Source organism: Salegentibacter sp. Hel_I_6 (genome assembly GCF_000745315.1).
In the GTDB taxonomy this organism is placed as follows: domain Bacteria; phylum Bacteroidota; class Bacteroidia; order Flavobacteriales; family Flavobacteriaceae; genus Salegentibacter.
Genome location: NZ_JQNQ01000001.1, coordinates 966,020 through 980,332, shown reverse-complemented (window position 1 = coordinate 980,332; position 14,313 = coordinate 966,020). Strand labels below are relative to the sequence as shown.

The window sequence follows — 14,313 nt, the reverse complement described above, 5'->3', positions numbered from 1 at the left end:
AATCCCTCATTGAGGGTTTAATTCCCCGAAGACTTACCTCGTATTTTTAAATTATTTTCATATTTATACCTCGTATGCTTGTATCAAGGTTCTTGATTTACTTTTGATTTGTTCTGTCTCGCTTTTGCATAGCGATATGCTTGATGGCAAGCTCTATATTGTCGTCCAATTCGGATGCGAGCTGTTTTACTTGTAGTTTCTCGGTTTCTTCGGTGGTATAGGCGAGGTATTCTTCTTGGGAGACCTCTGTGGCATAGACAGCCGAATGGGTGCCTCCCAAACCTATCCATACTTCCTTATAAAGCCGGGAAGGGTCATTGTTCATATTGATGGAAAGCACCTGTGCTTTCTCTTTTTCCGTAAGGCCGAGCATGGTCTGGATAGCATCAAATTTGTTCATGTATTTGCGTTGGTCAAGTAGGATTTTACAATCGGAATTATTGATAATACTTTCTTTTACTATCGGCGATTGAATGATATCGTCCACTTCCTGAGTGACCACAATGGCTTCCCCAAAGAATTTCCTGACGGTCTTAAACAAATATTTTATATACGCTGCCATACCTTCTTTGGCAATGGCTTTCCAGGCTTCCTCGATCAGGATGAGTTTGCGGACGCCCTCGAGCCTGCGCATCTTGTTGATAAAAACTTCCATAATAATAATGGTAACAATGGGAAAGAGGATTTTGTGGTCTTTAATGGCATCGATCTCAAACACGATAAATCGTTTAGCAAGCAAATCCAGTTGCTTATCGGAATTGAGCAGGAAATCATATTCGCCACCTTTATAATAGGGTTCCAATACGTTTAGGAAGTTGGCAAGGTCGAAGTCTTTCTCCCTGACCTGTTTTTCTTCGAGTGCTTTTCGGTAATCACCTTGTACGTATTCATAAAAACTGTTGAAAGATGGTTGAACATCATTTTTTTTGGTGCGTTCGATATAACCGCTTACGGCATTGGAGAGTGCAACCTCTTCCGAACGGGTGGGCGGCTGATCATCCCGTTTCCACAGGGTCAGTATCAAAGTCTTGATACTTTCCCGTTTTTCGATGTCGAAAACGCCATCATCGGTATAGAAAGGGTTAAAGGCAATGGGATTGTCTTGGGTATAGGTGAAATAAACCCCGTCTTTGCCTTTGGTCTTGCCCTTGATCAGCTCACATAATCCCTGATAGGAATTTCCGGTGTCCACAAGCAATACGTGCGACCCCTGTTCGTAGTATTGTCGAACCATATGGTTGGTGAAAAAAGATTTTCCTGAACCGGAAGGCCCTAAAATAAATTTGTTCCGATTGGTAATAATACCTCTTTTCATCGGCAGGTCGGAAATATCCAGATGGATGGGCTTTCCGGTCAACCGGTCGGCCATTTTGATACCAAAAGGGGAGGGGGAACTGTGGTAGTTGGTTTCTTCGGTAAAGAAGCACAACGCAGGTGCTATAAAGGTGTAAAAACTTTCCTCACTTGGAAAATCCCCTGCATTGCCGGGCATTGCTGCCCAATACAAAGTAGCTACATCCGCAGTGTTGTGTCGCGGCTTGCATTCCATTAGTGCCAGTGCACTTCCGGTATCGCTTTTGAGTTGCCTTAGTTCATAAGGGTCTTCCGACCAGGCCAAGACATTATAATGAGCCCGGATGGAGGAGAGCCCGTAAGAATGGGCTTCGTTCAGGTAGCGCTCTATCCACTCTTTGTTGATCTGGTTTGCTCGGCTGTACCTGGCAAGGGAGTGCAAATTACGGGCGGATTTCTCAAATTTTTGCAGGTTGGCCTCACTGTTGTCCAAAAACAGGTATTGGTTGTAGATATGGTTACAGTTAAGTAATAATCCCACGGGAGCGGCAAAGGACAATAAACAGTCGCTCCGGTCCGTGGAAAGTTTCTCGTAGCGCGAATGGGGTGCAACGGTTGCGGGCAGGTCATCGGTATCGGAAAGCGTGTGCAGGCACAGCCTCTTGTTGCCGATACGGACTTCTTCGGCCCCCAATGCGATATCCTGCATTGGTGTTCCAACTTCCGTTGAAAGTGTAAGGTATTGTTCCAACAGTCCCTGCTTGTGGGCCGTTCCGATGATGTCCTCTTCACTCAACCGCTCTATGCTTACCAAACCAGAATCGTTCAAGATCCTCTCGAACTGTGTTACTGCCTCCATAAAATGGTGAACGGTTTCTTTATTCCTGGCTTCTTTTGGGATGAGCCTACCTTTGCAAAGCGATGAAAAATTGCTCTGCATCCGCATCCTTTCCTTGGTGGTCTTGGTCAAAAACAGGTAACAGTAATGGTTGAGGAACGGACGTTCATTGAAATGCCTCTGATAGGATTTGGAAAGGAAACTTCGTCCTTCCTGGGGGATATCGGGGGCATAGTTTTCCTTGATGTACCAATCCTGTTTATGGACGAGCGTATAATCCGGAAGTGTTTTAATGGCCTTGTTCCAGGTCGAATGGATTATTTTATATTCTGCCGAAGCCACCGTAAAAAGTTCTGGTAGATTTACCCGAAAGCAAGTGGTAATGTCCGCATCCTTGGAAAGGATGCAGTTGTTCTCCACCGCAAGTAAAGGGAACCTACTTTCCAGGGTAGCGGTTTTTGCTGTGTTTCTCATACGGCTGGAGATTTAGGGATAAACTTCAAATAACGGCGTATGGCTTTGCGGCAAATGATGTATTTGGGATGCCTTTTCCTGGCATTTAGTTTCATCAATCCGTGTTCGCCGTACTTCCTGTTTAGTAAAAAGCTTTGCCAAACAATCAGTGAGGCCCCTCCCGTCCCAATAGACAAGCAAATGTAGGAATTCACCCCTGCCAGATACAGGACCATCACAAGAACAAGAATTCCAAGGAACCCTCCTGCGAAAATGAACAGGTACTGTGCTTTCAGCCCTTTAAATTCTACCGTTCTTCCGATACCTTTGTTAATATTATACGTCTTCATAAGACCATAGGTTTAAAGGAAGAATGAACGTAGGATAGTAGCCGCTACGATCAAAAAAATACAGGCACCGAACCACGAAGCCGCTGTTTTTGATGTATCGGGATCACCACTGCTGAACTTGTTGTAAACCTTAACCCCTCCAATGAGACCTACAACAGCCCCTATGGCGTAGATCAATTGTGTGGCGGGATCGAAATAAGAAGTTACCATCTGGGTAGCTTCGTTGATACCTGCAGAACCGTTTCCTTGGGCGAACATTCTAACTCCTGACAGCATTGCCAGTGCTGCCAACCAAATTTTTTTCCTTTGCTTTTCCATAATTATAAAGGCATATATGTGTTAGTTTTACCCGTCTATTTTTCGGGCTTGTGGTCAAAGATGAAGGGAAAACCGTCTATTTATAACAAAATGGAAGTCAAGGGGGGGCTTTGGCAGGGAGTGGCACTTGTTTAAAAACAACTGAAGCGTACAGACTATTTGCTCTTAAAAAGTGGCATGGTAAGTGAAAAGTGCATGTTTATTGTTACTAACCGGTTAATAAGTTTAAGGCCAATTAGATACCGTTTTAATTAATTCATTATAAATTGCTTGAAAAATAGCATTTTAAGTGAATACCGTTAAAATAGGGGATGCCTTTGAAGCCAGGACCAAGACACTAATTCGCAAGATTATCGATAATCATGAATTAAGTATAAATCCGGCTCATTGTATAGTTCAGGAAAAAGTAAAGTACCATTCTGTAAAAAGGAAAAAGGAGATTATTTTTGATTTATCCATTGAAGTAAGGCACCCTAAAGCAAATAAACCATTTCTCGTTTGTATCATTGAATGTAAGAACTTGAACAAGCCTGTTCCTGTAGATGATATTGAAGAATTTGAGAGTAAGGTAGATGGCATTCAGGAATTTCAAACCAAAAAAATAGTCATAGCCAAAAACGGTTTTCAAAGCGGGGCATTTGATACCGCTAAAACCCTTGGGATCACGTTGATCGATGTTGATGAAGAGGGTTACACTATTGTTCTTTATAAACCTGAAAAGCAGTTTAATATTGACACCAAGCAACTTGAAATTGAAGAGGAATTAGAGAATGCAATAAGGAAAGCTTTACTACCTGATAAAATTGAAGGTCTCAAAAAGTTATCGGCAAAAGGGATCAATGGTATTGTTGTTGAATTTTTGAAAAAAATCGATAGCAATATAACCGAAAGATATGAGAAAACCCCATTGGATAAAGTAACGGCCTACCTAAAAGAAGAAAGTTCACTAAAAATAAACGACAGTAATTATTTATTTGATGATAGTGGAAGTGAACAACTAGGTTTTTATGATGTTAAAAAGAAGGCGATATATATAAGCCCAAAAGTTCGAAATACAGTTCGCTTTCCATTTGTATTAGCGCACGAAATAGGCCATTTTATTTTACATAGTGAATTAAAAGCCAATCAATTTACATACGACAACTTTAAAGATTCAGAATATAGTTTGTTTATTCAAAAAAATATTTTAGTGAATGACAAAAACTGGATCGAATGGCAGGCCAATTGTTTTGCAGCAAGCTTACTTATGCCTGAAGAAACCATCATAGCTAGATTAATTGATATTCAAACTAAAATGGGTATAAGCAAACAAGGAAGGATATATTTAGATAACCAAAGCATTAATAAGATAGATTTTAGGAGCATAGTTGAGAAATTGGCCACCTTCTTTGGAGTTAGTAAAATAAGTATTGAGTATCGTTTGGAAAGCTTAGGACTTATTGATCGCCCAGCATTATCTGATAAAGATGAAAGTGGTAAAGAGTTTTTAAGAACTTTATCAAAAATAAGCACTTTTTAATTTTGAGGGGACTAGCTTATACAAACTCCCCAATATCAAAATCCTCCAAATTATTTTTCCGCAAAATGGAAGAACTGGAATTGTTTTCGGAGGAAAGGCTTTTATCCAATAGCAGGGCTATCTTTTTTGAAGCCCCTTCCATTGAATTTTCAAGCAAGCTGAATAATTCGGTTCCATGTAATTTCTGAACTATGGCAGCCGCTGTTTCTTTTTGGGAAGGCCCCAGTTTTTCTTTTTGGAGCAGCATCCCCACGGAGCTTAGTTCTTCAAAGGTAACCCCTGTGGCTAAACCATTATCATTGCCTGCAGTTGCGTACCCCCGCCATTCTTCTTCCTCTTCTTCCAGATCGGGTATGCTCTTGAAAACAGCCTCCAGTTCTTCCTGCGGAATTTGAATACCAACCTCTTCATTTTCGTCGTATTCAAGGTCTAAATTACTTGGATTGACCTCCGGATCCGGCATTTGGCTTTCATTGACAGGGCTTGGCACCGAAAGTCTTCTCAATGGTTTGGGCTGTCCCATAATATCGGGCAGCTTCGGATTGGCTTTTTCCTTTTTAGGCTTTTCTTCCGGTCTTTTTTTGATGATGATCTTGTCCTGTAAGAGCAGGCCAATTACGATGAGTAGGCATATTACAATTATCGTTTCCATAGCTATAAGATAGGTTTATATTTATCGTTAAAATTCTTGATAATTTGTTCCCCAAATTCCTTAAAATGATATTCAAGCAAATTATCTAAATAGGCATATATAGTTAACTTATCTTCCCCTATTACCCTTACGATACGGGTGAGCCTTTCATGGAACTCCGGGCGGATATAAACCGTTTTGCCATCCCGGGCATTTGTGTCGGGTTTATTAAAAAATAGGATTTCATAGTCTGCTTTATTGTTCTTTTTAGTACGTTTTTTTTCTTTAATTTCAGAACTCTTGTCTGGAATTTTTTTCTTGCCTTTCTTTACTGGCCCAACCGATGGTTTGGGTGGGAGTTCCAAGCCTTCTTTTTTTACTCCGTCCACTATCAGGTCCATCATCAATTCTTCATTGATCTCGGAAACCTTCTTTTTGTTACTGTCATCTTCCATAGGGTTATAGTTTTATAATGTTTAAGAATTCTGTTATAAACCGATCCAGTTTGCAGGCTTTCATCAAGCGTTTATCAGGAGGCATTACCGTTGACCTGAAAATGATCTTGGCATTCACTTCGCTTTCTTTTCTAAAACGGCTACTGTTCTTGATACGGCTTTGCATCAGGCTTAAACCCAATTCTGCAATGAGCTTGTCATAGATATCGTATAGGGGAGTTCGTTCCCGGCCATCGACCCGGCTCCAAAACAAGTTAATGGTTTCAATAGTGGTATTTCCTTCTTTCATAATGACATCCTTCATTAATTGCGTAAAAATCAGGGTGCTTTCCATCACTACACGGTCGGCGGTGATTGGGGTGAAAATATGATGCATCCCTGTCAGGGCCTTTAATATTCCGGGCGTGTTAACGGTTCCCGGAAGGTCAAAAAAAATAACATCAACGGGAATGCTTGAAGACTTCAAAAAATCATTTGCAGCCTCTAAAACACCTTCTGCTTTATGCCGGATGATAGGATAAGCCTTTTTGTTAATGCTTGTAAATTGTTTATAAGCCTTCCTTTTCATTACCTCATTTTCCATAACCATAGCCAGGTCACGGTTTTTCATGTTCATTAGGCTGTGTTGCGGAAAATCCGCATCAAATACAGCAACATTATAGCCCATACGGTAGTGCATTGTGCTCGCTGCAAGTGTAGTAAAAGTACTTTTGCCAACCCCTCCCTTTTGGGAAGAAAAAGCAATAAAAATGGTTTTATGTTCTCTTTTCATTTTTAAGGATTTTATGAAGTTATTTATCTATTCTCATTATACACTCATAATTAGGTTTGTACAGTCATTTCTATCTATATAAATAAGTTTCTATATAGGGAGATAATCCATGGTCTATATACCATAATTAATATTTAGAGCTTTAAGTAATTACAGAAATATAGAAGAGCTTATGTGCGTCTTTGAGTCCTTTTCTACCGCTGCATATCTGTAGGTCCTTAATGTAATTGCATAAGCCAATATTCATCGCTATACCTATCTGCCTCCATACATTAATAGTTACCTGATTATTGCCGTAAACAGGTATGTACCTATTCCCATAAGTACTGCGCTGCTTATGGGTACAAAGAAATGCAGGTACCTACAAGTCGGTATCAATATGGTATTCAATGGCACCCAAAGGCAATGTTTGACGGGGTAGGAGATAGTATTATTCTTCTGAACAGGGCTTTACTTTGTAGAGATTATTAGTAACAGGTGAATGCAAAATTAAACTGCCTTATCGGATAATAAGTTGAATGACCTAAAGTCGTTTTTCCCTGCTGACTTTAGTCCGTTCCGGAGGGCGGATTTTTGTGTTCACCAGAACACGGCAAGTTGTGTTTTGAGGCACTATAAACTAAAATAGTGCCTCAAAACAACTTGCCCTTGCAGGGGGCAGAAAAACACCCTCCAAAGTCGGGGTTTTATGAAAATTAAAAATAAATGTAGGATGAATGAAAATAGCATCGGAAAAGGAAAGAAGGGCGGGCGTAATCCAAAACTCAATCCCCGTACCCACCGTCATGTTTTTAGGCTTACGGATAAGGAAAATGCCAAATTGTTATCGTTTTTTGAAGGATCGGGCTTGGATAACAAAGCTAGGTTTATTACTTCTTTGTTGTTTGAAAAGGAAATAAAAACGGTCAAAATTGATAAGGGAACGCTTGATTTCTATATGCGGCTGACTTCATTTTACAGCCAATTTCGTTCGGTAGGAGTGAATTACAATCAGGTGGTGAAACTCTTGTACCGTTATTTTTCAGAAAAAAAGGCAGCGGCTTACCTCTATAAACTGGAAAAACAAACGGCTGAAATGGCAACTTTATGTCAAAAAATTATCCAGCTTACCGAAGAATTTGAAACAAAGCATTTGAAAAAGTAGGTTTAAATGATAGTAAAAATTGGACGGGGAAGTAATTTGTATGGAGCCTTGGCATATAACCTGCTCAAAATGGAGAACGAAAAAGGACAAATCCTGTTGGCAAATAAGATGATAGAAACCCCTAACGGACAGTATTCCGCTGGTCAACTGGCTCAGTCTTTTGCCCTTTATTTGATAGCCAACCAAAGAACGGAAAAGCCCGTATTGCATATTTCACTGAACCCTGACCCCAAGGACAAGGTAAGTGATGAAAAGTTCCGTCAGATGGCAGGGCAGTATATGCAGGAAATGGGATATGGGCAGCAGCCTTTTGTGGTATTCAAACATACCGATATTGGCCGCGTCCATATCCATATCGTATCGGTTTGTGTTGATGAAGCCGGTAAAAAGATTTCAGACAGTTTTGAAAAAAGGCGATCGATGAAGGTATGCCGCGCACTGGAAGAGCAATACAATTTGATGCCGGCAACGGATAAGCAGCAAAGACAAAACGATAAAATTTTCCGCCCAGTAAATTATATTAAAGGGGATGTGAAAAGCCAGTTAGCCTCGGTGATCCGCCATTTACCGAAATATTACCAATTCCGGACATTGGGTGAATACAATGCCCTGCTGTCCCTGTTCAATATTACCACGGAAAGGGTAGAGGGGCAGGTACGGGGGAAAATGAAGGGAGGTTTGCTGTACTTTCCATTAAATGAAGAGGGTAAAAAAGCCAGCCATCCTTTCAAGTCTTCCTTGTTCGGAAATAATGCAGGACTTCCGGCATTAGAAGACCGTTTTGAAAAATGCTCGGAAAGCCTAAAGAATAGTAATGCAAAAAACACCATAAAGTCAGCCATCAATATTAGTATGATAGCATCCAACGATGAACAAGGGTTTCTAAAACAACTGACGGATATGGGGATCAATGTGGTGGTACGTAGGAATGATACTGGACGGATATATGGCATAACGTTTATTGATCACAATTCTAAAACGGTCTGGAACGGTTCCCGATTGGGCAAAATGTTTTCTGCCAATGTATTTAATAATTACTGGAACCATAACATTCCACTGGAAATAAATGAACCTAATGAGTCACAACAGAAAGTATCCCCACATCATGTTCTGGAAGATGTGTCTGCTGAAAAACCTCACGAAATTTTTGGTTTCTTGAATAATGAGACTGTGTTCGGAACGGATAAAGCCGATATTATTATCGAAAGCTTGGGCGGGTTATTGCCCGACGCTTTGGGCGAAAATTACGAAGAACAGGAGTTTGCCAATCGGATGAAGAAAAAGAAGAAGCACCGACGGAAACAATAATATTTTTATTAATGTCTTTATTTTTTAGCCTTTGCATCATTATAGGTGAAATTCAGTATACTTTTTAAAGCGTTTAAAATACGATCTTCTCCGGCTTTTTTATTAACATCTATTCCACAGAAAGTACTCCCATTTGATTTGGCATGTAAAGCCAAATAATAAATTCCCCCAATCTGTAGGGCTAGGTTTGCCCTCACATCCATATTGCAATTTTGGAAATCGGGTTCTATAATTTTAAACAATTGTTCTCCAAAGGCTTCCCTTTGATCCGAAATCTTGCGTAGGGTTTTATTCTCGCTTTCTAATTCCCAATGGATGATTTTCCGTAACAACTCATCACTTAAAAGACTTTTGAACTGACTTTCAAGCAAGCAATATATTTCATTCTGGCTAATATTTTTTGAGGATTCCTGTAACTCCTTTGCAACCTCTTTTTCTGCCACCATCCAAAAATCTTTTTGTTGGAGAAATTCTTCCACTAAGTTGTCTACACCTCCATAGTAAGTCCAAATTAATTTTTTATGCAGTCCAGCTTCTTTGGCAATATTAGGACCACTAAGTGCAGAATACCCTTTTTTCTTAATGACCTCTCCTACGGCTTCAACAAGACGTGATTTGGTTCGGGACTTATCCCTGATTGGGCCGGAATGTGTTTTTCGAGATTCTTTTTTAGGCCTTACTTTTTTCGTTCTATTTGTGGTATTCTTTGACATAGCAAACATTAAATGGGCTTTGCAATATCCAACTTTTTATTAACATATTCAAACACGTTTAAAGCCTTGTCCAGTTGTGCTCTGGTATGAGTGGCCATTAAACTCATGCGTATCCTGGAGTCTTTCATGGATACTGCCGGATACATAATAGGATTGGTATAAATACCATTTTCCAGTAATAACTTACCTGCTTCAGAGTTCTTTTGAATATTGCCAATCTTTACCGGGATAATAGCGGATTCTGTTATTCCGATATTCAACCCAATATCTTGAAGCCCTTTTCGGTAATATTCAATATTCTCCCATAATTTTTCTTGCCAATGGGGCTCTTCATCTATAAGGTCAATGGCTTTGTTTACCCCGGCTACAATGGGGGTGGCAGCGGCGGAAAAAGCATACTGTCTGGATTGAAATTGCAGGTAGGTGATCAGTTCCGGATCGGCTACCAGATAGCCCCCTACGTTCCCAAAGGTCTTACTGAAGGTTCCGGTAATGATGTCCACTTTTTCAAGAATATTAAAAAATTCCATTGCACCTCGACCGGTTTTCCCAATTACACCGATGCCGTGGGCATCATCCACCAATAGTACGCCCCCATATCTATGTGTAATTTCCAGTATTTCTTTAAGCTTTGCCAGATCGCCATCTTGTGAGTATACCCCATCTACGATAACCATCTTGGTTCTATATTTATCTTGCGCTACGGAGAGTATTTGTTCTAGTGCTTCCGTGTTGTTGTGTAGAAAACGTTTTGTGGTAGTCCCCAGAATACCTTCATATACACTAGCGTGTACCGCCATATCAACAATAGCGATGTCATCTTTTTTTAATAGGCTTAATAAGGAGGCACTGTTTGCAGTATAACCAGTGGTATATGTAATAGCGGAGCCCAAAGGCCGCTTAAAGAAAGTTGAGATTTTATCTTCCAATTCCTTGTGGAACTCAAAATAGCCACCAATAAGTGGGGAGGCCCCTGCACCTGTACCATATTTTTCAATACTTGAAATGGCTGCTTTTTTTACTTCAGGATGTTGGGTAAACCCCAAATAGTCGTTGCAAACAAAGCTGATATAATTACCCTCCTTAATATAACCATCTTCTGCTAAATTAATATCCGCCCCACAACCTGAAGTAGCCAGAAGACGGTAATTCATAAAATTATTATCCTTTAGGTAATGGAGATATCCTTGATGTGCAGTTGCCCTTTGATAGATATCAAATCCCGGAATATCTTCATAATCTTTAAAACTGGATTGTATGTAAGTTTGTTTCATAATTTATCATTTAATATAAATATAAATAATTTCCCGGATAAGGGAAATTATTAGAGTGAATTATGAATAAATAACTTTTATCAAAAAAATTTTAATGATTTCATTGGAAAGACGTGAATTATAATAAAAGTTTTTCTATTTAGTAAATTTTTTTTGTTAAACTATGGTATTAGAAATATTGTATCATTTATCACTTTTACCATTCTATGGAAGCTATGACGCCGCGGATTAATCAAATTAGAATGTTTCATAACAGATCCCTCCTCATAGCGGAGAGAATTCTTTTATAGATGCAATTAATCTTTGGAAAAGGTTAATTATGGTATACTTTTTCCAATATTAGGTTTATTGCATTTTTAATCCTTTCCATTCCTTCGGGGCGATTTATATCTATTTCACAAAATAATGTATCTGTAGATTTGGCATGTAAAACCAAATAATAAATTCCTGCAACTAATAATGCTGATACAGCTCTGAAATCAACAGTCCTGTCTTCTAAATCTCTATCAATTAATTCAAAAATCTTGGAAGCCATTTGCTCCCTCTCATTACTTATTTCATATAAAATATCTGTTTTTTTGCTGATTTCCCATAAAATGATTTTCTGCATTTCCGCACTGTTATAAAAATAATCAAGTTGATTATGGAGAAGATTTTCGACTACCTTTTTAAGATCCCCAATTTTTGCTTCTTTAACCGGCACACCGGCATTTCCAGATATACTGGTCCAATAATCTTTATTTCTTATGTAGGTTTCTATTAGTTCATCAACTGAATTAAAGTAAATAGTTATTAGACGACGACTTAAACCAGCTTCTTTGGCAATATTCGTAGCTGTTAAACCAGTATAACCTTTAGATGTCAATACCTTGCCGACTGCACAAATAAGTTTTTCTTTTGATCGCTCTTTATTATTGAATTCTCCTTGATATCTTTTCCTGGTCATGATAATTTATGTGCTCGATTTAAAATTTAAATATTGCTATAAATAAAAGTAATATTTGTGTCAAAAACAATTGTCTATTACGGAATAACTAATCTTGAAATTAACCCCTCCCGATTAAATCGTTATAACTTGTCCTGATTGGGTGTTCGCTCAGGTGTGTCTAACTTTGAATTCTTAATGAAAAACTATCGTAAACAGGTACACTGGAATTGGAATAAATCCCACTTCAAGCAATCACTCCGTTTCATATACTAAGTTAAGCGTTTCAAAGCAGATTGAGTTCTTTGGATTAATAAAAAAATTCTTGATAATGGGTGGTAATTTTCAATGATCGTTAAATCACCCTGACCCTAATTGAAACGGTTGAAAATAGCTTTGTAACCAAAACCATTTTAATAAAAACTTAATTGAAAACTCCCATTAACGGGAAAATATATTATATTGAACGATATAAATTTTAGTGAATAGAAAAATAATTACTAAAACCTAAACCGATATTATGGCTAATTGAAAATTAAAACAAACTCAACTTTATATAGAAGTAGGAGGTAAATCAAATCGTATAAAACTTTGATATAAAAGATTTAAAAATAAAATAGTATTAGTTAAAATCCAAAATTAGTATTTATGACATAACGACACTTAAGATAGGACATTTTGAAATTTGAAATGAGAATGGCTTGATAAATTAAGGCTGTTTTGGTGTTTAGCAAAAGTAGCACCTTCTATGAGACTTTGCATAAAAATTAATAAGGCTAAAAGCCCATAATAATTTAAATAATATATTATGAAAAAAGTAATAACAATTTTTGGAATGGCTGCAATGGCCACGGGAATATTTATATCCAATGAAGTTAAAGCTGATCAAAGTTTGGATTTAGCTTCTTTAATTGAATTGAATTCTGCGAATGCTGAATGCCAGAGTACTCCAATTAATAATGGAAGATGTAGCTTTACTGGTAATTGTTTTCCTGATGCTGGAGGAACTGATAATAATTGTGATAGTACCAAGGGTAGTTAAAAGTAAATTTAATCATGATAGGCCCGAAATATTTTTTGGGCTTGTCATTAATCCCAAATAGGTAATGATAAAAAATAAATTAATAATCCTGAGCCTGATAGGTTTAAGTTTCATTTCCTGTAATCTTAAAAATGGAAAAATTGAAAACATTCGAAAAGGAGAGTTAAATCCTACAGTAGAATTAATAAAAGTAGAAGAAAAAAAATTTATTCTAGATAGCAATACTGCCCCACAACCACAGTACACTCAATTATACCAGGACAGTAGCTATAAAAGGAAATTTACATTCTTAAATACCTATACCAATTCGATTTATATTTACGATTATGAGACCGCGGAATATATTAGAGAAATCTCCTATGATAAGGAAGGACCTAACGGTATCCAAAGGCCAATGGGATATCTAATAAAAAATTTGGATTCCATTTACATATTTGACCAGCTTACAAATAGTTTAATACTTAGTAATGATGATGGAAAGGTTAAAAATAAAATCTCCTTAATTGGTGATAAAGATCCAAAAAATACCGAATGGTCTCTTTCTTACCCGCAATATTATCCGCTTACTGTTGCCCCCCTCATTGAAACCACACAAGAACTTTTATTCACTGGCATGTACGCTTGGGCTATCCCTGATTCATTATTAGAAAAATTTCATTTCACCTCACGTATAGATTTGAGTAGTAGTAAAGTTTCATTTGGTCACGGTTATCCAGCAACATTATATGGATCTGAGTTTAATTGGGACGATCCGATTTATACTGCTGTTTATTCTGATTTACATCCAGATGGAAATAAGTTAATTTATAGTTTTCCTGTATCACACGATTTGTATCTCGCAAATTTGGATTCAAGTTTATATAAAACTTTTTATGGAGGTAGTAATTTTGCAGGAACTATTAGTTCCTTGGAAGAAAAAAAATCTAGCCCATCACATGCAGAAATGGGAGTTCATATAGCTGGAACCGACTTGTACGGAGGCATAAAATATGACAAATACCGTAAGGTATATTATCGATTTCTAAGAAATGCAATGAGTGATGTATCAAAAGACAGTAATTGGAAAGAAAAACCTTTGTCGGTGATCATAATGGATAAGGATTTTAATTATCTGGGGGAGACTAACATTGGAACATTAAAAAACTACAATTGGGAAAATTCTTTTGTTTCCAAGGAGGGTCTAAATATTGAATACTTACATGAAAACGACATTAATGAAGTGTATCTTTCTTTACATATTTTCGTGCCGGAAGAAATTTAAAGTACTGCTACTTTAAA

14 protein-coding genes are annotated in these 14,313 nt (G+C 37.9%); 5 read left to right on the top strand and 9 right to left on the bottom strand.

Annotation, left to right across the window (positions count from 1 at the left end; all coding sequences use genetic code 11):
* Positions 1–97: 97 nt before the first annotated feature.
* Genes FG27_RS04395 through FG27_RS04385 form a run of 3 tightly spaced genes read right to left on the bottom strand, consistent with a single transcriptional unit; the run spans position 98 to position 3,252 of the window.
* Positions 98–2,605, bottom strand: a complete 2,508-nt coding sequence (locus FG27_RS04395) for a TraG family conjugative transposon ATPase (RefSeq protein WP_037316031.1) — start codon at positions 2,603–2,605, stop codon at positions 98–100.
* Positions 2,602–2,934, bottom strand: coding sequence for a DUF4133 domain-containing protein (locus FG27_RS04390; protein ID WP_037316028.1), 333 nt, complete (start codon positions 2,932–2,934; stop codon positions 2,602–2,604). Before FG27_RS04390 ends, FG27_RS04395 begins: the two co-directional genes overlap by 4 nt.
* 12 nt (positions 2,935–2,946) lie before the next feature.
* On the bottom strand, positions 2,947–3,252 hold the full coding sequence (locus FG27_RS04385; RefSeq protein WP_037316025.1) for a DUF4134 domain-containing protein: 306 nt from the start codon (positions 3,250–3,252) through the stop codon (positions 2,947–2,949).
* A 289-nt stretch (positions 3,253–3,541) separates the two neighbouring features.
* Between FG27_RS04385 and FG27_RS04380 the strand changes: the two genes are divergently transcribed.
* Entirely contained in the window at positions 3,542–4,771 is a 1,230-nt protein-coding gene (locus FG27_RS04380) for an ImmA/IrrE family metallo-endopeptidase (protein ID WP_037316022.1), read from the top strand.
* Between the two features lie 16 nt (positions 4,772–4,787).
* Here FG27_RS04380 and FG27_RS04375 read toward each other — a convergent pair whose 3' ends face one another.
* From FG27_RS04375 to FG27_RS04365, 3 genes are read right to left on the bottom strand one after another with little or no spacing between them, the layout of a single operon-like run.
* On the bottom strand, positions 4,788–5,423 hold the full coding sequence (locus tag FG27_RS04375) for a hypothetical protein (protein ID WP_037316019.1): 636 nt from the start codon (positions 5,421–5,423) through the stop codon (positions 4,788–4,790).
* Between the two features lie 2 nt (positions 5,424–5,425).
* Positions 5,426–5,857 (bottom strand): DUF3408 domain-containing protein, encoded by a 432-nt coding sequence (locus FG27_RS04370; protein WP_037316017.1) that lies wholly within the window; start codon positions 5,855–5,857, stop codon positions 5,426–5,428.
* A 4-nt stretch (positions 5,858–5,861) separates the two neighbouring features.
* Complete coding sequence (locus FG27_RS04365; RefSeq protein WP_037316014.1) at positions 5,862–6,629, bottom strand: ParA family protein; 768 nt, start codon at positions 6,627–6,629, stop codon at positions 5,862–5,864.
* 712 nt (positions 6,630–7,341) lie between these two features.
* Between FG27_RS04365 and mobA the strand changes: the two genes are divergently transcribed.
* Both mobA and mobB read left to right on the top strand, forming a co-directional pair.
* Positions 7,342–7,773 (top strand): conjugal transfer protein MobA, encoded by a 432-nt coding sequence (gene mobA / locus FG27_RS04360; RefSeq protein ID WP_037316011.1) that lies wholly within the window; start codon positions 7,342–7,344, stop codon positions 7,771–7,773.
* A gap of 6 nt (positions 7,774–7,779) precedes the next feature.
* The gene (gene mobB / locus FG27_RS04355; RefSeq protein ID WP_037316007.1) at positions 7,780–9,081 is read left to right on the top strand and encodes a conjugal transfer protein MobB; all 1,302 of its coding nucleotides are present in this window, start codon (positions 7,780–7,782) and stop codon (positions 9,079–9,081) included.
* Between the two features lie 17 nt (positions 9,082–9,098).
* Here the strand turns inward: mobB and FG27_RS04350 are convergent, their stop codons facing one another.
* From FG27_RS04350 to FG27_RS04340, 3 genes are all read right to left on the bottom strand, one after another.
* Complete coding sequence (locus FG27_RS04350) at positions 9,099–9,794, bottom strand: TetR/AcrR family transcriptional regulator (RefSeq protein WP_197051660.1); 696 nt, start codon at positions 9,792–9,794, stop codon at positions 9,099–9,101.
* Between the two features lie 8 nt (positions 9,795–9,802).
* On the bottom strand, positions 9,803–11,068 hold the full coding sequence (locus FG27_RS04345) for an aminotransferase class I/II-fold pyridoxal phosphate-dependent enzyme (RefSeq protein ID WP_037316001.1): 1,266 nt from the start codon (positions 11,066–11,068) through the stop codon (positions 9,803–9,805).
* 313 nt (positions 11,069–11,381) lie between these two features.
* Positions 11,382–12,014 (bottom strand): TetR/AcrR family transcriptional regulator, encoded by a 633-nt coding sequence (locus FG27_RS04340; protein WP_037315998.1) that lies wholly within the window; start codon positions 12,012–12,014, stop codon positions 11,382–11,384.
* 787 nt (positions 12,015–12,801) lie between these two features.
* Here FG27_RS04340 and FG27_RS04335 point away from each other — a divergent pair.
* Positions 12,802–13,035, top strand: coding sequence for a hypothetical protein (locus tag FG27_RS04335; protein WP_037315995.1), 234 nt, complete (start codon positions 12,802–12,804; stop codon positions 13,033–13,035).
* Between the two features lie 64 nt (positions 13,036–13,099).
* Positions 13,100–14,296, top strand: a complete 1,197-nt coding sequence (locus tag FG27_RS04330) for a DUF4221 family protein (RefSeq protein ID WP_037315992.1) — start codon at positions 13,100–13,102, stop codon at positions 14,294–14,296.
* Positions 14,297–14,313 lie beyond the last annotated feature (17 nt).

Excerpts from the sequence above, each read along its gene's own strand:
- FG27_RS04345 (WP_037316001.1), bottom strand. The coding sequence starts at position 11,068 with ATGAAACAAACTTACATACAATCCAGTTTTAAAGATTATGAAGATATT.
- FG27_RS04330 (WP_037315992.1), top strand. The coding sequence starts at position 13,100 with ATGATAAAAAATAAATTAATAATCCTGAGCCTGATAGGTTTAAGTTTC.
- FG27_RS04385 (WP_037316025.1), bottom strand. The coding sequence starts at position 3,252 with ATGGAAAAGCAAAGGAAAAAAATTTGGTTGGCAGCACTGGCAATGCTG.
- FG27_RS04395 (WP_037316031.1), bottom strand. The coding sequence starts at position 2,605 with ATGAGAAACACAGCAAAAACCGCTACCCTGGAAAGTAGGTTCCCTTTA.
- FG27_RS04340 (WP_037315998.1), bottom strand. The coding sequence starts at position 12,014 with ATGACCAGGAAAAGATATCAAGGAGAATTCAATAATAAAGAGCGATCA.
- mobA (WP_037316011.1), top strand. The coding sequence starts at position 7,342 with ATGAATGAAAATAGCATCGGAAAAGGAAAGAAGGGCGGGCGTAATCCA.
- mobB (WP_037316007.1), top strand. The coding sequence starts at position 7,780 with ATGATAGTAAAAATTGGACGGGGAAGTAATTTGTATGGAGCCTTGGCA.
- FG27_RS04390 (WP_037316028.1), bottom strand. The coding sequence starts at position 2,934 with ATGAAGACGTATAATATTAACAAAGGTATCGGAAGAACGGTAGAATTT.
- FG27_RS04365 (WP_037316014.1), bottom strand. The coding sequence starts at position 6,629 with ATGAAAAGAGAACATAAAACCATTTTTATTGCTTTTTCTTCCCAAAAG.
- FG27_RS04335 (WP_037315995.1), top strand. The coding sequence starts at position 12,802 with ATGAAAAAAGTAATAACAATTTTTGGAATGGCTGCAATGGCCACGGGA.
- FG27_RS04370 (WP_037316017.1), bottom strand. The coding sequence starts at position 5,857 with ATGGAAGATGACAGTAACAAAAAGAAGGTTTCCGAGATCAATGAAGAA.
- FG27_RS04375 (WP_037316019.1), bottom strand. The coding sequence starts at position 5,423 with ATGGAAACGATAATTGTAATATGCCTACTCATCGTAATTGGCCTGCTC.
- FG27_RS04350 (WP_197051660.1), bottom strand. The coding sequence starts at position 9,794 with ATGTCAAAGAATACCACAAATAGAACGAAAAAAGTAAGGCCTAAAAAA.